The sequence below is a fragment of the Paenibacillus sp. DP01 genome (assembly GCF_044784315.1).
Classification (GTDB): domain Bacteria; phylum Bacillota; class Bacilli; order Paenibacillales; family Paenibacillaceae; genus Paenibacillus; species Paenibacillus polymyxa.
Window position 1 is genome coordinate 660,635 of sequence record NZ_CP173059.1, and the last position, 19,501, is coordinate 680,135.

Below are 19,501 nucleotides of genomic sequence, written 5' to 3' on the forward strand. Positions count from 1 at the left end.
CTGCTTGGTGCAATCTAAAGGTTTATTGCACGGTAGAAATGATCCCGCTATATGGCATTCGCAATTCAGTCCAAGCTAATCCCTTCAAACGCATTCATGACTAATTGTCGCACATAGGCATCGTCTAATGGATAACCAGTTACCAGCAATCGATAAAAAATCGGCCCATAAATGAGATCGATACATAATTCAACATCGAGATGCTCCTTCAATTCCCCGCGCTCAATTCCTCGCTCAATTAGATGCCTGGCTTCAAGTCTTCGAGGATGGAAATATCGTGTTCGGTATGCCTCTGCTAATCCTGGATCAAGTTGCCCTTCACCAATTAACTCCGTAATGATTTTACCTTCTCGACTGATTAGGAACCGTACTAAATTCGTAGCATGAATGAGAATATCGTCCAATACACGACCTGTGTCGGGTACGGGCAATCTTGCCATGGTAGCTGACAAGAAACCATCCATTACTACGGCAGCTTTGTTAGGCCACCATTTATATATGGTGGCTTTGCTCACTTTTGCTCGCTCAGCAATTTTTTCTACCGTAACAGCCCCAAATCCTTGCTCCAACAGTAGTTCATAAGAAGCGGTAAGGATAGATTTTTGCGACTCAACATTACGCGGACGTCCTCTTTTACTCTGCACTGGAATGCTCACCTTCTTACATAGATATAAGAAAACATAGAAAAGTAAACTATACGTTCAGTATATCAAATATCGGGTAAGAATAAAAATTTGAATTTGTCTATTTACAAAACGAAACGTTCAGTATATTATTTGATTATCGAATTAATGAACTATACGTTCAGTATTTAAATTATTGAGGAGGATTATCATGCAAAGAGAACAACAAGCCGTAGAAGGTAACCGTATTTCAAATTGGATGATGTTTCTGTTGGCAGCAGCATGTGGCCTTATTGTTGCCAACCTTTACTATGCTCAAACTCTGGTAGGGCCTATTCATGTGGCGCTGGGTCTTTCTTCCACAACAGCGGGCTTCATTGTCACCTTAACTCAAATCGGTTATGTTGTGGGATTGCTGTTTATCGTACCGATTAGTGACATTATTGAAAATCGACGTCTAATGATCGTATCGCTCATCATTACAGTCTGTGCATTGCTCGTTGCTGCCTTCGCCCCCAATGCCACGTTGTTCCTTACTGCATCCTTGTTCATTGGAGTTGGATCTGTAGTTGCCCAAATACTGGTGCCGTATGCTACCTATTTAGCATCCGAAGAGCAGCGCGGACGGGTTGTAGGGAATGTTATGAGTGGACTCCTGCTAGGGATTATGTTCGCACGTCCATTGGCAAGCTTCATAACCAGCATCTGGGGATGGCAAGCCGTATTTATTATGTCAGCCATTGTTTTGACGTTGTTGACGATTCTCCTGTCGAAAGCACTTCCGGAGCGCAAGCCTGTGCCTACGGTATCTTACAGTAAACTGATTTTCTCACTAGGTACTCTGTTCAAACAAACGCCTGCATTGCGCCGGCGTGCCCTGTATCAAGCCTGCTTATTTGGCGCCTTCAGCCTGTTTTGGACGGTTGTTCCTCTACGCTTGGCGGATGATTTCGGCATGTCTCAGCAAGGGATTGCACTGTTTGCTTTAGTAGGTGTAGGCGGCGCAATAGCTGCTCCGATTGCCGGGAGATTGGCTGACAAAGGCTGGAGCAAAGTATTAACCGGGCTAGCTATGGTCATTGCCGCCTTGTCCTTTTTGGTCATCTATATTTTTCAAAGTCATTCGACGGCTGCGCTCATCCTTCTCTTTATTTCAGCCATTACACTGGATATGGCTGTATCGGGAAATCTTGTGCTTGGACAGCGTGTTATTTACTCCTTGGGAAGTGAAGCGAGAGGGCGTCTGAACGGATTATTCATGTCTATCTTTTTCATAGGTGGAGCGATTGGATCATCATTAGGTGGTTGGTCTTACGCATTAGGTGGTTGGAATTTAAGTGCTCTGATTGGAGTCATCTTGCCTGTGCTGGCTTTACTGTACTTTTTCACTGAGAAAGAAACGAGTGGAGACGTACGAAAGAAACAAAACGGGTAAAGATCATCTTTAGGCTATGCCGTACGCAAAAGCATGATCATTAAAATGGCTGTTCCCAAGAGAAAACAAAGGGGCGAGTAGAGCACGGTGTCCCATTTTGCAAAAACAGTTCCTTTTTTTCTCTTGAAGAACCCAACCCATTTGAAATCTCCTATTGAACGTAAAATAAATAAGCTCGACAACAAGCCTGCACCGTAGGAATAGAAGGAATGAAAAAACCGAAATGGTGCAACTCCCCCTAGCTGCAGGACGAACCAAGCGGCTAAAGCTAGTAAAAAGGCAACAATTGATGTCCCTATTTTGGAGGGTATAAAGAGCAAATCCGTTCCCGTGCTTGGGATCGCTGCCTTAGCACCTTTTTGTCCGCCGAATACCCAATATACATGCATGCCGCTCAGTATAAATAAAATTCCGCCAACTGCCCATGTAAGTAACTCCAACATCTGACTTCCCTCCTTAATTTGAAATCCACTCTGTCCAAATCATATGAATATGCTGCTGAATGGCTTCTTCACTTAACGTCTCTTGCTTGTGACGCTCATACCAACCCAAGTAGTAATGGTACAATATCCATGATCTCTGAAAGGCTTTTTCTGGCTGCATTCCCTTCTGGATTAAAAGCTCTTTCATAAACTCCATTCTCATCTGTTCAACTTCATCGAGTAAAGCACGGTAACTATCATCCTTCAATGACAGCCTGCGTAGATAAAACAGAAAATCTCCCCGTTTCGTCTTGCCGAACATCTGGGTTAGCACTTCTCGAATCCGCTCATCTGCGGCAGCATGGGTGATGGACGCGGCCATAACCTGTTGCGTCGTCTGTGCCTTCCATGTCTCTACAATCTGTCGAATATAGCTGTTGCGATTGTTAAAATACCAATAAAAACTGCTCTTACTGCACCCTAAAGCAGCGGCCATTTTTTCAACAACAAGTTGATCGATCCCACCCTGCTCAAAACGTTCCATTCCTTTTTGAATCCATTGTTCTTCTGTGACAATAATCTTAGGCATCTCTCGCGCTCTCTTTCTGTACGGTATCGTCTAGATAAAATGATTTTACAATGGTTTTAGTGGTGTGTAAATATAAGCCGATTCGTCTCCACAGCCAGATGATCAATAACGGGCATAAAATTACATAAACGCCCACTTGAAATACCTGTGAATTTGAACTATAATGCTGAAGCATATAGTAATATTCAAGGCATTGACCAAAGACATGATTTCCTTGAAGGGCCGTTCAGAGAGAAAAGACGAGGCTGAGAGCTTTTCCGGCAACCGCATGTGAAGTTACCCCTTTGTAGCCGTGACGTTGAACATGTAACTGTGCAAGGTGGCAGTGACATCAGTAAGCGCCCACCGATTTATCCCCGTTAACGGATACCAATGGAGGGCCACGCAGGTCGTGCATGAGCATGTTCCGATGAACATGAATGTACGTACAGTAGCGAGCCGAACTAGGGTGGAACCACGAGCTGAACGCACTCGTCCCTTGAGGGAGAGAGGCGTTTTTTTGCGTTCAATTTTGATATAGCACACAATTTGAAATGGAGGCTTTAATCGTGAGTATTCAAGTGAAATTGCCGGATGGAGCCGTACGCGAGTACGAGCAGGGTGTATCCATTGCCGACGTGGCGGGTTCGATCAGCTCCGGTCTGAAAAAGAATGCAGTAGCAGGTAAAGTGAACGGGAAGGCTGTAGATCTGAACACCGTTTTGGATCAGAACGTTGACCTTGAAATTATTACGCTGGACAGTGCGGACGGCCTGGAAATTTATCGTCACAGTACAGCGCATTTGCTGGCACAGGCGCTCAAACGCATTTACGGTGAGAAAAACGTGAAGCTGGGTATTGGTCCGGTCATCGACAGCGGATTCTACTATGACATTGATATCGAAAACCCATTGTCCGTTGACGATCTGGCGAAGATCGAAAAGGAAATGACGAAGATCGCGCAGGAAAATCTGCCGATTACACGTCGTGTGGTCAGCCGTGAGGAAGCCACTCGCATTTTTGGTGAACTGGAAGATCCATTGAAGCTGGAACTGATCCGTGATTTGCCGGAAGAAGCGGAAATTACGATTTATGATCAAGGCGAATTTTTTGACCTGTGTCGTGGTCCGCATTTGCCATCAACTGGCCGTATCAAAGCGTTTAAACTGTTAAGTGTAGCGGGTGCATACTGGAGAGGCGATTCCAACAATAAGATGCTGCAACGGATCTACGGAACAGCATTCCCGAAGAAAGCGCAACTGGATGAGCATCTGCACTTGCTGGAGGAAGCGAAAAAACGCGACCATCGCAAGCTGGGTAAAGAACTGGAACTGTTCATGTTCTCCGAAGAAGCACCTGGCATGCCGTTCTACCTGCCTAAAGGTATGGTTGTCCGTACTGCGCTGGAAGATTACTCCCGTGACATTCAACGTTTGCATGGCTATGAGGAAGTACGTACACCGCTGATGATGAACAACCGTCTGTGGGAACAATCAGGACACTATGACCATTACAAAGAAAACATGTACTTCTCCGAAGTAGACGAAACTACATTTGCTCTGAAACCGATGAACTGCCCGGGGCATATGCTTGTGTTTAAAAATGAACTTCATTCTTATCGCGACCTGCCGATTCGTATATCCGAATTTGGACAAGTGCATCGTCATGAGCTGTCCGGTGCGTTGAACGGTATGATGCGTGTTCGTACATTCTGTCAGGATGATGCGCATATTTTCGTGACACCAGAACAGATTGAAAAAGAGATTACAGACGTAATCAAGCTGATTAACGAAATGTACAGTGTGTTTGGCTTTGAATTCACAGTGGAATTGTCCACTCGTCCAGATGACTTTATGGGTGAGCCAGCGCTGTGGGATCAAGCGGAACAAGCTTTGCAAAACGTGCTGGAACATCTGGGCATGAACTACCGTATTAATGCGGGAGATGGAGCATTTTATGGTCCAAAAATTGACTTCCACATTCTCGATGCACTCAAACGCAGCTGGCAGTGCGGAACAATCCAATTGGACTTCCAAATGCCTGAGAAGTTCGACCTCACTTATGTGGGCGAGGACAACCAGAAGCACCGTCCAGTCGTTATTCACCGTGCCATCTACGGTTCGATTGACCGCTTCATGGGCATTCTGACTGAGCATTTTACAGGTGCATTCCCATTGTGGTTGGCTCCTGTTCATGCGAAGCTGTTGCCTGTATCCGAGAACTATATCGAGACTGCCAATGAGGTGCAGGAAGCGTTGCTGAAAGCGGGTCTGCGCGTCGAAGTGGATACTCGGAATGAGAAGCTTGGTTATAAAATCCGTGAAGCGCAATTGGAGAAGGTTCCATACATGTTCGTTATCGGGGAAAATGAAAAAACAACCGGTACTGTAGCTGTGCGTAAACGGGGCGAAGGCGATCTGGGATCATTCAGCATTGCGGACATCGTAGAGAAAATCAGCACAGAGATTCACGAGAAGCAGTAATATTGGATTAAAAAATATATAAAAGAGCCGTCAAAACCATGATCATAGTGGTTTTGACGGCTCTTTATTTATACATCATACATAAGTTCCTAAGCTTCAGCACGAGAGAGGGAACAGCCTCGATTGAATGCTTTAGTTATCCTGTGCCTGTATGCCTAGCACGTCTGCGACCGAGAAGTGGCGTGATCTGCGGGGAGGGAAAGTGCCTTCAAAGCTGACTCCTCGGCTCGTTTGACCGAGGCCTCTTCCACATCCTGTTCCTCGCTAAGCGATAAAATTTCGCCACGCAATTTGAGCATTTTCTGATCCAGTTCGTAGGTTGCACGTGCAGCTTCGGTCAACCCGTTAACCACGTGTTCGGGCACTTTCTTATCAAACTTATAGTACAAAATATGCTCCATACTGGCCCAGAAATCCATAGCCAATGTGCGCAATTGAATTTCGACCTTAATCCAGCGTGTGCCCTCAAACAGGATTAGCGGAATCTCCACAATGACATGTAGGCTCTGATAGCCGTTGGGCTTAGGATGGGCAATATAGTCCTTGACCTCTAGAATCCGAATGTCTTCCCGTGTGCGGAGGTGATCCATCAGACGATAGATATCTTTGACAAAAGCACATACCACGCGCATGCCTGCGATATCATGAATTTCACGCAATATATTGTCCAGGGTGACCTCATGCCCTTTGCGCCGAACCTTTTCCACAATGCTGTGGGGTTCTTTGATCCGGGTTTTAATGTGCTCAATCGGGCTAAAACCATCTATCAGTTTCCATTCCGTCTGGATCAGCTTAATTTTATTCTTTAACTCCTCCAGAGCGAGTTGATAAAGGACGGGAATCTTTCTCCATTCCTCTAGTTGCTTGGCGTCAACACTGTTCTGGTCCAGCTGTAGCTGAAATTCCTGCAAGGGCAAAGGGACAGCATTCAAGTGCTTCCAATCCGGTTCATTCACAGAGCATTCTCCTAAATGAGGCTTACGATGTCCTCGATCTATTTCGTAAAAATGGATTACCGTATATATTGTACACTATGTCAAAACGTACAGGCAAAGGAGAGACGGACAAAGAAATAAGAAATAAAATAATAATTATAGTGGTAAAACCGAGTAATCCGATGTATAATTGCAAAAATGCTGATTTAAAGCATTAAATTTTTTCGAAAATAGCACAAATGTTGAGTAGTCGTTATTAGATCAAAAATATAAATTATAGAAAATGAGGATGAGCAAAATGGCAAAAGTAGAAAGCTTTCAATTAGACCACACGATTGTAAAGGCTCCTTATGTAAGAGCAGCGGGAGTAGAGCATGATGAAAAAGGAAGCACGGTACAAAAGTATGACTTGAGATTTCTGCAACCGAATGAAGACGCACTGCCAACAGCTGCTGTACATACGCTGGAGCATTTATTGGCGACGTATCTGAGAGACGAAATCAAGGGAATTATTGATATTTCTCCAATGGGCTGCAGAACGGGATTCTACTTGATTTTATGGAATGAACACGAGCCTGAGGAAATTGCACTTGCTTTGGAAAAAACGTTGAAGAGAATTCTGGAAACGACAGAAGTCCCGGCTGTTACTGCTTTGGAATGCGGGAACTATAAGGACCATTCTCTTTTCTCCGCGCAGGAATATGTGAAGATTGTGTTGGAGGCTGGCATTAGTCGCGATCCTTTCAAAAGAGTATTTTAAAATTTATGATTTCAATAGACCTATCTCATCAGACAGCAGTAGTGACAGGCGGTAAGTCGGGTATAGGCAAGGGGATTGTAGAGCTTTTCATTCAAAGTGGAGCTAAGGTGATTTCTGCTGATATTTCATATGAAGAGCCGTATAGAGTGATCAATTCACAGTTGGTTGAAACTCAATTGGACATATCCAAGCCGGATGATATCGAAAGATGGTGCAATCTGCTAATCAGCGAAACGGGAGTTCCTGACATATTGGTGAACTGCGCAGGTACTTCTACGATGGATTATGTCATTGATAGTGAGTTGGCTGATTGGGAGAAAGTATTTTCGATCAATTCAACCGGGCTGTATGTAGCGTCCAAACGGTTTGCCAAGGAAATGGTGGATGCGCGTAAACCGGGGCGAATTATCCAAATTGCTTCACAGGCTGGAAAAAATGGATATCGGGCTATGGGCGGATATTGTGCATCCAAACATGCGGTTCTCGGCTTGACCAAGGTGATGGCCATTGAGCTTGCTCCGCATCAAATTTTGGTGAATGCGGTTTGTCCAGGTATCGTAGAAACGCCGATGAAGCATCGTGAGCGGATTGAAGGGGGCGTCATTCGCGGAATGACCGCCCAGGAGATATATGAAGAAGATTGTTCGCAGGTACCATTGGGGAGAACCGCCGAGGTAGAGGATGTCGCCAATGTGGTGCTGTTTTTGGCAAGTCCGCTCTCCGCATATATGACAGGACAAGCGATTAATGTTACAGGTGGAATGACGATGCACTAGCATACTAGCATGATCTGGGGGAAAACAACATGAAGAAATCGTTCGTTTTACTATTAGGGATTAGTTTATTACTCGTAGCCGCAGGGTGCGGTAATAAAAGTACAGACAGTAATGGCTCCAGCTCCGCTTCCGGTGCGGAAACGCAAAAGGTAGTCATTGGCTCCATGGGGTCTGACGCGCAGATTTGGAAGCATATTGCTCAATCCCAGGCCGCCAAGGATGCCAAGCTGGATATTGAAGTAAAGGAAATTAACGGTGGAATCGAAACGAACAATGCGACTAAACAAGGCGATGTGGACGTAAATGCATTCCAATCGTGGGCGTATCTAGTGAGCTATAACAAAGAGAGCAAAGCCGATTTGAAGGCGATAGCCACTACTTATCTGGAGCCGATGGGGATTTATTCGCAAAAGTTCAAAAGTATTGATGAAGTGACCGACGGAGCGTTGGTGGCTCTGGCGGACAATCCGGCGAATACAGCAAGAGGTTTGAAGCTGTTGGAAGCATCCGGTTTGATTAAACTTAAAGCTGACTTTAATGATGCTTTAGGTACAGTCAATGATATTACGAGTAACCCAAAAAACTTGAAATTTGAACTCATCGACGACAAAACTGGTCCACGCGTGATTCAAGATGTAGGCTTGGTGTTGATCGGGAACACGATTGCTTTAGAAGGCGGTCTGAATGTACTGAAGGATTCCTTGTTCCACGAAGAGATCAGTCAGGCAACAAAGAACAATATTAACGTTCTGGTAACTTCATCGGATAAGGCAAACGATAAGGGACTACAAAAATTAGCGGATCTCTATCATAACGAGGATACTCAAAAGTACATTAAGGATGAATTTGGCGGTACCAAAGTAGAGGTTAAAGAACCTGTTTCTTATTTGGAAGGACAAACTGCAAAATAAACATAAAAGAGGTCAGCCAGTTTTCTGGTTGACCTCTTTTATTCGTTAGAGGCTTCTACTGGTAATTTCAGTAGTCGGTTTGCATTTGAGCATGGGTTTCGGCCCGATAATGTTTGGGAGAGAATCCCTTTACCTTTTTAAAAATTTTTGAGAAGAGTAAAGGGTCATTATAGCCGACTGAACGGGAAATATCGCCTATCGAAAGTTCAGCGTTACCCATCATTTCACAAGCTTTGTTGATCCTGTAGCGAATCAGATAGTCCTGAATGCTGGTGTTTACTCGTCGTTTAAATAACGAACATAAATAACTCCGATTGAGTCCGATAAAATTTGCAATATGCTCGATGGTAATTTTCTGAGCATAATTCATTTCGATAAAATCCTTCACTTTTTCAACGTAAATTTCCGCCCGACCTTCCTTTTGTCCAGAGAACGTTGCCGGACTGAACTCAATTAGCTCCGATAACATTGAGTAAAGCAGCCCGGCCAGTCTGGTTTCCCGAGCTTTATGATACCCGCTTGATTCGTTCATTTGCTGCAAATACTGATAAATCAAATGCTCTCCTTCAAAGTAGAGGATTGGGGACATCATCGTCAGGCCTGCCTGCTTGAGGAGTGTTTCTGCCAGTGACCCGTTAAAACCAAACCAGCAATAAGACCAAGGATTCACTACATCGGCTTGATAATAAGTGATGACTTGCGGGCAGATTAGGAACCATTGTCCTTTCCGTAAGCGATAACTGAACCCACCGACCTCGAAGGTACCCTCCCCGTCCAAAATATAATGGAGCAGATAGTGATCTCTTATAGCAGGTCCAAAAAAGTGACCGGGTATGCATTCCTCTATGCCAAACTGAGTTAGATACAATTCAGAGTGCTGTTTACTACGTGGCAAATACTCAATCACGGTATATCTCCTTATGTAAATTATCAAGCATTATAACATAAATAGTGAGTACCATGCCATGTACTTCATATCTAAAATTAATATATGATTTTTATAGAACCTATTGCTATATCATTGAATCTTATCAAGCTTTACACCATATGGACTTAGTTGATGGCTGTTACAAAAGGGTTGTTCTAAGTGCCATTTTAGGTGTGGATCTCCGATGATTATTATCTAAGAGAGGGGTTATTTTCCCAATGGGTATCATTGTTCAAGAGCAACCGGGGCTGTTTCATTTGCAGTCGTCGGGCATGAGTTATATTATTCAGATTGTCGATGGATTTCCTGTGCATGTATACTGGGGAGACAGGTTGAAGCACCGTGAGCCCATGGCTGATCTATTGCTTCACACTCCCGCGACGGCTGGATTAGATCGGCTGCCGCAAGAATACCCGCAGTATGGGAGTGGAGACTTCCGTACACCGGCGTATCAAGTAGAGCTTGAGGATGGAACACGCATCACGGAGTTAAAGTACGATGGTTACCGGATCATTAAGGGAAAGCCATCTTTACCCGGGCTTCCGGCCGTTTATACCGAGAATGAAGCCGAAGCGGATACGCTGGAACTGGAATTAAAAGATGCCTTTTCAGGTCTTAAAGTGGTTCTTCTTTACACCGTCTTCGCGGATCGAAACGTAATCGCTCGTTCGGCTCGTCTAAGTAATGCGGGGGAACAAAATCTTCGACTCCTCCGCGCGCTAAGTGCCAGTGTCGATTTCGCGGGGAAAAGCGATTTAGAGTTCATGTATCTTTCGGGAGCATGGGCTCGGGAAGGGAATATTACCCGCAAACCGATTCTTCAAGGTGAAACCCGAATTGATAGTAAAAGAGGCATGAGCAGCCATCAGCTCAATCCTTTTACTGCATTAGTCACGCAGGAGACCACGGAAAGCCAGGGTGAGGCATTCGGCTTTAGCCTTGTGTACAGCGGAGGCTTTGAGGCGGGAGCAGAATTAGATTCATTTGGCTCTACACGGTTTAGCATTGGCGTAAACTCGTTTGACTTTTCATGGTTACTGAATCCAGGGGAGAGCTTCCAAACGCCAGAAGCCGTTATGGTTTATTCCGGTCAAGGACTGGGAGAAATGTCGCGTACATATCATCGCTTGTATCGGACTCGGCTTTGCCGAGGGACATATAGGGATGAAGAACGCCCTATTCTGGTCAATAACTGGGAAGCTACCTATTTTGACTTCAATGCGGATAAGTTGGTATCGATAGCGAAAGAGGGGGCTGAGCTAGGCATCGAACTCTTTGTCCTGGATGACGGTTGGTTCGGCAAACGGGATTCTGACAATTCGTCTCTTGGTGATTGGTACGAGGATCGCCGGAAGCTGCCAGACGGACTGGCCGATGTTGCCAAACGTATCAATCAATTGGGGCTTAAATTCGGGCTCTGGTTCGAGCCGGAAATGATCTCTCCAGACAGCGAATTGTACCGCAAGCATCCAGACTGGTGTCTTCACGTTCCAGGACGGCGGCGTAGCGAAGCCAGATGGCAGTTGGTACTGGACTATACTCGCAAGGAAGTGCGCGATTACATCTACGATTCGCTGGCGGCCATTTTCTCCAGTGCCCCAGTCTCTTACGTGAAATGGGATATGAATCGCTGCCTGACGGAAATTGGTTCCGCTGATCTGCCGCCGGAACGCCAATCCGAGACTGCCCATCGCTATGTTCTTGGATTGTATGAGCTGTTAGAGCGCGTCACCACCGAATTTCCGCATATTCTTTTTGAGAGTTGCTCAAGTGGTGGAGGACGTTTTGATCCAGGCATGCTTTACTACATGCCTCAAGTCTGGACTAGTGATAATACCGATGCGGTGGAACGCCTGAAGATTCAATATGGAACTAGCCTTGTCTATCCCGTAAGCGCCATCGGAGCCCATGTGTCGGCCGTTCCGAACCATCAAGTTGGACGCATAACGCCCCTTGATTTTCGAGGTGATGTCGCCATGTCTGGAAATTTTGGATATGAGCTTGATCTCACGAAATTTACTGATGAGGAAAAAGAGACGGTTAAACGTCAAGTCACAGCATACAAGCAGATTCGTGGCTTAGTACAGAAGGGTGACTTGTATCGCTTAAAGAGTCCGTTTGAACATAACGAGTCGGCTTGGATGTTTGTTTCCGAAGACCAAGAGAATGCCGTCGTCTACTATTTCCAAGTGATGGCTGTCCCGAACGCGCCTTGGCGAGCTCTGCGCCTTGATGGACTAAATCCAGAGCTCGAATATGAAGTTCAGTCAGGAAATAGCGGGCAAAAGTCTATCCATGGGGGGGATAGGCTTATGAAGTTGGGCCTCCCTCTTGTCTACAGACAGAAAGACTATGAAAGTGGATGGTTCAGGCTTCGGGCCATAAGGTCCAGCAAGGCTTAGGGCTTAAAGGATCAGTACAACAGTACAATTGGCGAAAGATAGAAAACAATTGATTGAGTTATGCATGCCCCTTTTTATATGAAAAGGGGCATTTTGCGCGCAGCAGCCGTACTGATCGGGGAGGGCAAGCCATGTTTTTTATACGAATGATGAATGATATGAAACTAAGGAAGAAGATGACGCTTACATTCATTTCGGTAGCTGTTCTTCCCTTGCTGTTATGCGGCCTGTTTCTGACGGGGAAGCTTCGAGAGGCCGTCATTAAGGACGCTTTTATGCAAGTATCCAACAATGTCGAGCGGGTCCAAAATCGTACAGAAGAACTGATTAAAGTACCACTGGACATCTCGTATCGGCTAACCAATGATAACCGGATGAAAATGGTGGCTAGCCAGAAGTATGACAGCTACATTGAAGTCATTCAGGCTTACCGGGAGTATACAGGTATTCGTGACTACCTCCAATTGTACAAAGAGATATCCGGCATCCGAGTCTATGTCTCTAATCCTGGAGCATTGAACAACTGGGAATTTATTCAGCCGGACGAAAGAATCACAACCGCAGATTGGTACAAGGAGGCCATCGCACAGAAAGGATTGGCTGGCTGGAACTTAATCAAGGATGAGAGGGACGATGCCGATTATCTCAGCCTGATTCGTTCATTCGCAGTGAATTCACTAGGGCAAAAAGGAGTATTGGTCATCAATGTTAGTAAGCGCCAATTAAATTCAATCCTGAATCAGGAATCGTTCCCTACCTTGATCGTGGATAACCGGAATCAGATCGTCGCGTCCAATGAAGCAGAGTTGTTCGGAAAGAATCTATCTGAAATTCATGCCGACGAGAATATACTTTTCCAACAGGAAGGAAGTTACAACACACTCATTAACGGAAAAGCGTCAAAAGTGGTGATCGCAAATCTAACGCCACAGAACAGCTGGAATGGACTTCGCATTATTTCCGTTTTTTCCGTTTCCGAGATTACCCGAGATGCTAATCAAGTGATATGGCTCGGTGGAGTCGTGATCACGGCCAGCCTGATATTTGCAGCCTTACTTATCTATGCTTCTGCTTCGCTATTATCCAGAAGGATTCTCCGCTTGAGCAAGCATATGACCCAAGTAGGGGCGGGCTCATGGCAAACCTATCTCCATATCGACGGAAAAGATGAAGTTGGTCTACTATCGAGAGAATTTAACGCGCTCGTCAGTAACGTAAACCATTTGGTCCAGGAGGTTCAAGAAACGAATCGTCAGAAAAGTCTGGTGGAGCAAAGACAAAACGAGATCAAGTTCAAAATGCTGGCAAGCCAGATTAATCCGCATTTTCTCTTCAATTCTTTGGAGTCCATCAGAATGGAAGCCCACATTCGCAAACAGGACGATATCGCCAAAGCAGTATGGCAGTTGAGCGCGTTGTTACGCAGCAGTCTGGAGGCCGGTAACGACAAGATTCCGCTGCGTAAAGAGCTTGAGCGGGTGTGCTGTTATCTTGATCTTCAAAAGTTCCGGTATGAAGAGCGTTTGGAGTATCGCTTAACGATTGATCCGGATTTGGAGGAAATGTTGGTTCCACCTCTGATTATCCAACCATTGGTGGAAAATTCTATTGTACACGGTCTGGATAATCAAGCAGAAGGAGCTGTCATTGAAGTGAAAGTAAAGGAAATCCCAGAAGGGGTCCGAGTTATGGTATGTGACAACGGCGCCGGTTTCACAGGTGATCGTCTCGTCCTTGTACGAGAAGAGCTTGCTGCATCCGTACATGAGCAGGAGGTCCAGCGAATTGGATTGCGAAATGTAAACGATCGTCTTGTCTTATTGTATGGGACCTCTAGTGCCTTAAGCATTGAGAGCGAGCCGGGGAAAGGCACTTGTATTCAGTTTTTCATACCTGGGGGTGAATCCAAATGATTAAGGTAGTTATCGTTGACGATGAGCCGAAGCTTCGTCAAGGCCTTCAAACGCTGATTCCATGGGAGAGTCTTGGGTTTACCGTTACAGCTACGGCAGCCAATGGAAAAGAAGCATTGGAAGTCATCCAGGAAAAGTCCCCCGATGTCGTAATCGTCGATATCCGCATGCCGGTTATGGATGGCTTACAGTTGATTGAGCACTTGAGATCTGACGGTCATCATTTACATTTTATGATCCTCAGTGGATATGCCGACTTCGAGTATGCCAAGCAAGCGATCAAATACGGGGTGTGCGGCTATCTCCTTAAACCGGTGGACATTGTTGAAATGTCGGCCAGTTTAAAGCAGGTACGCGAGCGGATCGAAGAGGAGCGCCTTCAACGGGAGTGGCGTAAGAAGGAGGTTATAAATCGGGATTTATACCTGCACAGCCTGCTCGTCTCTCAAGAGAGGACGGAAGATCCCACCAAGTTGAGAAGTAAGGCAGTAGAAGCAGACTTGTTGTGGACCCACTACGAAGTTGTGGTCGTGTATCCGCGCGTTTCCGAAGTGGACCGTTCCGATGTCGCATACCAGCTTTCGAATGGATTGAAGGCAACGATCGAGGGGCAGATGATGGGGCTTGTCACAGTAATCCCGCCGTATACGGTCCTTTTGCTCAACGAGCCGCTGCGTGGAAGACAACGACGCGAAACTCTGTACAACGAGATTCGTAACGCTGCGGATAAGGTCCGGTTCGCCGCTGCAACCGGAGGGGGAGTAACTGCTCCCGAAGATATTTGCAAATCTTTTTTAAAGGCCCAGGAAGCGGTAAAACGATCCTTTTTCAGCGAGAAGAACCGACTGCTAGATCCGTATCCTTTCTTTTCTCCTTCGCTGGCTTCCCCCGGATTGTCTGTCGATAAAGCTGAAGAAACGATGGAGGAATTCATCTTCCGCCTGTATTACAGTCTGGAAGTAGGAAACCAGAATGTCATACTACCATTGTTGAACGAGGTGGCAGCATTTTTTCTCCAACAGGGGCAAGATGAAAAGTCGATCAAAGAGTCGTTCTTCTTTCTATCCAATGCGATCATTCACAAGCTGACCGCGGGGTTCTGTATCGAGTTGAAAGAGACGGAGGAAGTTTCCCGTTTTTTGAATGGGATATACCAGCATGATCACCTAGATGACCTTTTGGAAGAGACCTACCGTTTCCTGCTAGCTTTGGCGAAAGACTCCGAACCTCGTGGAAAGGAGCAGGAATTCAAAAAAATGATCGACTTTATTCACAAGCATTATGCAGACAACCTGAGGCTGGAAGCGTTAGCCGGACTACTAAACTACAGTACCGCCTATTTGGGCCAGCTCTTTAAGAACAAGACAGGGGAGTACTTTAACACCTATCTGGACAGAGTCCGTATCCACAAAGCAAAGGAGCTACTGGATCAGGGAATGAAAGTTTACGAAGTCGCTGAAAGCGTGGGCTACACAAGCGTCAACTACTTTTATAGCAAATTCAAAAGGTACGAAGGCTGTTCACCGTCGGAATATAGAAATCCATAATTTGTGGATGATTTTTCCCGAAATCCGTTATCTGGGCTCTGACTCTCCTCTGTTTTATGATGGATTTTAAGAGAGGGGATGAGAAAATGAAAGCGGTAACAGCAAATTCGGAAAACGTATACAAAAAACCGAAGAGGAATGCTTGGAAGGTATTTAAAAGCCAAAGGTATCTTTACTACATGTCTATTCCGTTTGTTATTTGGGTCTTCGTCTTTCAGTATTTGCCGCTATGGGGCTGGACAATGGCATTTCAGAAATACAGACCCGGTTTGAGTTTTTTTGAACAGAAGTGGGTGGGCTTGGAGCATTTTCGTACTTTGTTCCAAGATGATCATTTCTACCAAGTACTGCGGAACACGTTGGCTATGAGTCTTATGGGACTGGTCGCTGGTTTTATTGTACCGGTTGTCTTTGCTCTATTACTCAACGAGGTCCGCATACAAGTGATAAAACGATTTGTTCAGACCGTATCTTATCTGCCACACTTTGTTTCATGGGTGGTTGCTGCAGGCATCGTCACCAAAATGCTTTCAGCGGATGGCGGTGTCGTAAACGATATGCTCATGGGTCTAGGCATCATCGATCAGCCAGTCCAGTTTATGGCCCAAGGTAAATTATTTTGGTGGGTTGTAACTTTCGGAGACATCTGGAAGGAAACGGGTTGGAACGCCATTATTTATCTGGCTGCCATCGCCGGTATTGGTCCTGAATTATACGAGGCTGCGCGGGTGGACGGCGCTAGCCGATTCCAGCAAATGTGGCACATTACGCTGCCGGGAATCCGGCCGACCATTATCATTCTCCTAATTATGTCTATTGGCCATCTGCTCGGTACGGGATTCGAGAAACAATTTCTGCTGGGCAATCACCTGGTCATCGATTACTCTGAAGTACTTGATTTGTATGCGCTTAATTATGGTCTGGCGATGGGACGTTACTCTTTCGGAACGGCCATTAATATTTTCAATTCGGTGATCAGCCTAGTCCTATTGTTTGCGGCTAACGGAATCTTTAAGCGCTATACCAACGAGAGCATTATGTAAGGAGGAGAATGGACATGGAGGCTGTCAAAAGCACTACGCCGGTCGGCGGATTAAACAACAAGCTTCAGGCGAAATCGCCACAAGACCGAATCCTGGGGGTAGTTGTTTATCTTTTCATGATTGTGGTCACCGTTCTGACGATCTACCCGTTCTTAAATGTGCTGGCTATCTCTTTTAACGATTCGGTAGACACAATTAGAGGGGGAATCACCATCTGGCCAAGGCAATTTACGTTGAAGAATTACGATTTGATTTTCACCTATGAGGGGTTAATTACTGGATTCAAGATCTCCTTTCTGCGGACCATCATTGGCACCGTAGCGGGTTTGGTCAGCGGCTCGATGCTTGCCTATACACTTGCCCGAAGTGATTTTCAAGCTAGAAGGTTCATCTCCATCTTTCTTGCCGTCACTATGTATGTTTCCGGGGGATTAATTCCAGGTTTTATCCTGATGAAGGAACTGCATTTAATTGATACATTTGCCGTCTATATTTTACCAGGTCTTGTAAGTGCGTTTAACGTCTTCATTATTCGTTCCTTCATTGACGGTCTGCCTTATGCGTTACAGGAATCAGCCAAGCTGGATGGTGCCAACGATTTCACAATCTACTGGCGCGTTATACTTCCTCTTTGCAAACCGGCATTAGCGACCGTAGCGCTCTTCTTGGCGGTTGGGCAATGGAACTCTTGGTTCGATACTTATCTGTTTAATGGGTCCAATGAATCGTTGACGACCCTGCAATATGAATTGATGAAAATTTTGCAAAGTACGACAACAAGCGCAACCAATTCCCAGGACGCTGCCAATATGGCGGAGCGTATGGCACAGGTATCCCCGGAATCGGTTAAAATGGCAATTACCATCATTGTTACCGTGCCGATTCTTATCGTCTATCCTTTTTTACAAAAATATTTTGTTAAAGGTATGACGCTTGGAGCGGTAAAAAGCTAAAACGAAGCAGCAAACATTCATTATACAGGGAGGGTTCGCTCCATGAAGTCAAGAAAAAACAGAATGATCGTATCTTTCGTAATGTCACTGACTTTAGTGGCTACCCTAGCAGGGTGCAGCGGTAATAATCCGTCTGAGGCTACCAAGGCCGTAACTACAGGTGACATCACGCTTACTTATTTTTCGGAAGACTCCAGCACGAATTGGAATAATATGAAGGATGAAGTCGGCAAGGTCATCGCGGAAAAAACCGGAGTAACTCTAGATGCTGAATTCGCTGTCGGTGACCCGGTCCAAAAGATTTCCTTGATTGCAGCCACAGGAAACTATCCTGATTTAATCGCTGCTAAGGCGGATGTCGGCAAACTTGTCGATGCTGGCGCAATCATTGATTTGACGGATTTGATCGACAAGCATGCACCAAACATCAAAAAAATGCTAGGAGACAAGCTTGTTCGGGCGAAGTACAGTTTAGATGACCAATCCATCTATGTTATTCCGACCTGGTCCGCTGTCGAAGAAGAAAAAATCAAACCCGACGTAGGATTTAAACTCCAGCACCGTGTCGTCAAGGAAGCGGGATTCCCGGACATTCGTACAGTACAGGATTTCGAAAAAGTCATTAAGGACTATATAACCAAGCATCCGACGGACGAAAATGGCAACAAAAATATCGGACTGTCCCTAAATGCCGACGATTGGCATATGTACCAGGTAACCAACTCAGGCTTCCAAACGACCGGGGGACCAGACGACGGCGAATACTACATTGATCAAAAAACACACCAAGCGACTTATCATTTCCGCCGACCGGAAGAAAAGGAATATTTCCGTTGGTTAAATCACATGAATGCCATTGGATTGCTTGATTCGGAAAGCTTCGTGCAGAAGACCGATCAGTTTAAGGCAAAAGTGGCTTCTGGCCGCGTACTGGGTCTAGCCGATCCAGAATGGGACTATGGCGATGGACAAAATGCACTGAAGGCGGAAGGCAAATTCGACCAGACTTACGGTCATTACCCAGTCACCATGAGCAAGGAGTACAAGGATACCAACTTCTGGCTGCCTGGTTTTGATGGGGGATACGGAATTTCGATCTCAAGCAAGTGCAAGGACCCGGTACGCGCTATTAAGTTCCTCGATTTTCTGGCATCGGAAGAAGGTCAAGTCCTGAATAACTGGGGAATTGAAGGCAAGCATTACACGGTTAAAGACGGCAAACGGACGATTATTCCGGCTGTACTTGAACGGATGAACAATGACAATGCGGCTTTCCAAAAAGAGTCCGGAATCGGTCTATATTGGAACTTGATGGTCCATTATGGTGATGGCATCAAGGACTCAACTGGCAACTATTTTACTCGTAGTTATCCGGAACTGCTGACGGCGACTTATAACAAGTCGGAGAAGGAAGTTCTGAAGGGCTATAAGATTGAGCACTGGAAGGATCTATTCCCGAAGGAAGATGAATTCCAACCGAGAGCATACGGAGCAGCTTACACGATGTCTCTTCCCAATGACGATCCGGCTGTTATTCTCGGAGCCAAGATGAAGGATATTACATGGAAACGAATTCCGGAAGCTGTCATGACCAAGCCGGAAAACTTCGACAAGGTTTGGGATGCCTATATGGCAGAACTGGAGAAAGCCGGAGTACAAGAAATGGAAGAATCTTTTACCAAGCATATCCAAGACCGAATTAAGCTGTGGTCCACTAACTAACTTGATTCACATAAAAGAACGGGACCGTTTCCACTTTCCTGCCGGAAAGGAGACGGTCCTTTTTTCATAATGGTTTGCCA

General features: G+C 45.6%; 16 protein-coding genes. 11 read left to right on the plus strand and 5 right to left on the minus strand.

Features of this window, described 5'->3' with window-relative positions; genetic code table 11:
- Positions 1-65: 65 nt before the first annotated feature.
- Positions 66-644, minus strand: a complete 579-nt coding sequence (locus ACH59B_RS02990; RefSeq protein ID WP_031462779.1) for a TetR/AcrR family transcriptional regulator — start codon at positions 642-644, stop codon at positions 66-68.
- 190 nt (positions 645-834) lie between these two features.
- Between ACH59B_RS02990 and ACH59B_RS02995 the strand changes: the two genes are divergently transcribed.
- Complete coding sequence (locus tag ACH59B_RS02995) at positions 835-2,058, plus strand: MFS transporter (RefSeq protein WP_045245063.1); 1,224 nt, start codon at positions 835-837, stop codon at positions 2,056-2,058.
- Positions 2,059-2,072: 14 nt separating this feature from the next.
- On the opposite strand, the gene ACH59B_RS03000 is transcribed toward ACH59B_RS02995, so the two are convergent.
- Together ACH59B_RS03000 and ACH59B_RS03005 are read right to left on the minus strand one after the other, a co-directional pair.
- Positions 2,073-2,501, minus strand: coding sequence for a DUF3995 domain-containing protein (locus ACH59B_RS03000; RefSeq protein WP_045245062.1), 429 nt, complete (start codon positions 2,499-2,501; stop codon positions 2,073-2,075).
- A 13-nt stretch (positions 2,502-2,514) separates the two neighbouring features.
- The gene (locus tag ACH59B_RS03005) at positions 2,515-3,069 is read right to left on the minus strand and encodes a TetR/AcrR family transcriptional regulator (protein ID WP_045245061.1); all 555 of its coding nucleotides are present in this window, start codon (positions 3,067-3,069) and stop codon (positions 2,515-2,517) included.
- Positions 3,070-3,617: 548 nt separating this feature from the next.
- Here ACH59B_RS03005 and thrS point away from each other — a divergent pair.
- Positions 3,618-5,531 carry a threonine--tRNA ligase gene (thrS, locus tag ACH59B_RS03010; protein ID WP_016819512.1) on the plus strand — a complete coding sequence of 638 codons (1,914 nt, stop codon included), beginning with the start codon at positions 3,618-3,620 and terminating at the stop codon, positions 5,529-5,531.
- 155 nt (positions 5,532-5,686) lie between these two features.
- Here thrS and ACH59B_RS03015 read toward each other — a convergent pair whose 3' ends face one another.
- Positions 5,687-6,487 carry a GTP pyrophosphokinase family protein gene (locus tag ACH59B_RS03015; protein WP_016819513.1) on the minus strand — a complete coding sequence of 267 codons (801 nt, stop codon included), beginning with the start codon at positions 6,485-6,487 and terminating at the stop codon, positions 5,687-5,689.
- A 277-nt stretch (positions 6,488-6,764) separates the two neighbouring features.
- On the opposite strand from ACH59B_RS03015, the gene ACH59B_RS03020 reads away from it, so the two are divergent.
- The 3 genes from ACH59B_RS03020 to ACH59B_RS03030 are packed head-to-tail and all read left to right on the plus strand — an operon-like array spanning position 6,765 to position 8,913.
- A complete protein-coding gene (locus ACH59B_RS03020) occupies positions 6,765-7,226 on the plus strand; it encodes an S-ribosylhomocysteine lyase (RefSeq protein ID WP_013369209.1) in 462 nt (153 codons plus the stop codon).
- Between the two features lie 5 nt (positions 7,227-7,231).
- On the plus strand, positions 7,232-8,002 hold the full coding sequence (locus ACH59B_RS03025; protein ID WP_016819514.1) for an SDR family NAD(P)-dependent oxidoreductase: 771 nt from the start codon (positions 7,232-7,234) through the stop codon (positions 8,000-8,002).
- Between the two features lie 29 nt (positions 8,003-8,031).
- Positions 8,032-8,913 (plus strand): MetQ/NlpA family ABC transporter substrate-binding protein, encoded by an 882-nt coding sequence (locus ACH59B_RS03030; protein ID WP_016819515.1) that lies wholly within the window; start codon positions 8,032-8,034, stop codon positions 8,911-8,913.
- A gap of 67 nt (positions 8,914-8,980) precedes the next feature.
- On the opposite strand, the gene ACH59B_RS03035 is transcribed toward ACH59B_RS03030, so the two are convergent.
- Positions 8,981-9,820, minus strand: a complete 840-nt coding sequence (locus ACH59B_RS03035) for an AraC family transcriptional regulator (protein ID WP_025363915.1) — start codon at positions 9,818-9,820, stop codon at positions 8,981-8,983.
- A 239-nt stretch (positions 9,821-10,059) separates the two neighbouring features.
- Between ACH59B_RS03035 and ACH59B_RS03040 the strand changes: the two genes are divergently transcribed.
- From ACH59B_RS03040 to ACH59B_RS03065, 6 genes are all read left to right on the plus strand, one after another.
- Positions 10,060-12,243, plus strand: coding sequence for an alpha-galactosidase (locus ACH59B_RS03040; protein WP_257126633.1), 2,184 nt, complete (start codon positions 10,060-10,062; stop codon positions 12,241-12,243).
- Positions 12,244-12,374: 131 nt separating this feature from the next.
- Entirely contained in the window at positions 12,375-14,156 is a 1,782-nt protein-coding gene (locus ACH59B_RS03045; protein WP_031462784.1) for a sensor histidine kinase, read from the plus strand.
- Entirely contained in the window at positions 14,153-15,703 is a 1,551-nt protein-coding gene (locus ACH59B_RS03050; protein ID WP_257126635.1) for a response regulator transcription factor, read from the plus strand. Before ACH59B_RS03045 ends, ACH59B_RS03050 begins: the two co-directional genes overlap by 4 nt.
- Before the next feature lie 86 nt (positions 15,704-15,789).
- Complete coding sequence (locus tag ACH59B_RS03055) at positions 15,790-16,746, plus strand: sugar ABC transporter permease (protein ID WP_016819520.1); 957 nt, start codon at positions 15,790-15,792, stop codon at positions 16,744-16,746.
- A gap of 14 nt (positions 16,747-16,760) precedes the next feature.
- The gene (locus ACH59B_RS03060; protein WP_016819521.1) at positions 16,761-17,699 is read left to right on the plus strand and encodes a carbohydrate ABC transporter permease; all 939 of its coding nucleotides are present in this window, start codon (positions 16,761-16,763) and stop codon (positions 17,697-17,699) included.
- A gap of 42 nt (positions 17,700-17,741) precedes the next feature.
- On the plus strand, positions 17,742-19,421 hold the full coding sequence (locus ACH59B_RS03065; protein WP_016819522.1) for an ABC transporter substrate-binding protein: 1,680 nt from the start codon (positions 17,742-17,744) through the stop codon (positions 19,419-19,421).
- The last annotated feature ends 80 nt before the right edge of the window (positions 19,422-19,501 follow it).

Bases quoted from the DNA above. Each gene is read 5' to 3' on its own strand.
- ACH59B_RS02995 (WP_045245063.1), top strand. From the start codon at position 835: ATGCAAAGAGAACAACAAGCCGTAGAAGGTAACCGTATTTCAAATTGG.
- ACH59B_RS03020 (WP_013369209.1), top strand. From the start codon at position 6,765: ATGGCAAAAGTAGAAAGCTTTCAATTAGACCACACGATTGTAAAGGCT.
- ACH59B_RS03055 (WP_016819520.1), top strand. From the start codon at position 15,790: ATGAAAGCGGTAACAGCAAATTCGGAAAACGTATACAAAAAACCGAAG.
- ACH59B_RS03060 (WP_016819521.1), top strand. From the start codon at position 16,761: ATGGAGGCTGTCAAAAGCACTACGCCGGTCGGCGGATTAAACAACAAG.
- ACH59B_RS03045 (WP_031462784.1), top strand. From the start codon at position 12,375: ATGTTTTTTATACGAATGATGAATGATATGAAACTAAGGAAGAAGATG.
- ACH59B_RS03000 (WP_045245062.1), bottom strand. From the start codon at position 2,501: ATGTTGGAGTTACTTACATGGGCAGTTGGCGGAATTTTATTTATACTG.
- ACH59B_RS03005 (WP_045245061.1), bottom strand. From the start codon at position 3,069: ATGCCTAAGATTATTGTCACAGAAGAACAATGGATTCAAAAAGGAATG.
- ACH59B_RS03050 (WP_257126635.1), top strand. From the start codon at position 14,153: ATGATTAAGGTAGTTATCGTTGACGATGAGCCGAAGCTTCGTCAAGGC.
- ACH59B_RS03030 (WP_016819515.1), top strand. From the start codon at position 8,032: ATGAAGAAATCGTTCGTTTTACTATTAGGGATTAGTTTATTACTCGTA.
- ACH59B_RS03065 (WP_016819522.1), top strand. From the start codon at position 17,742: ATGAAGTCAAGAAAAAACAGAATGATCGTATCTTTCGTAATGTCACTG.
- ACH59B_RS03040 (WP_257126633.1), top strand. From the start codon at position 10,060: ATGGGTATCATTGTTCAAGAGCAACCGGGGCTGTTTCATTTGCAGTCG.
- ACH59B_RS03025 (WP_016819514.1), top strand. From the start codon at position 7,232: ATGATTTCAATAGACCTATCTCATCAGACAGCAGTAGTGACAGGCGGT.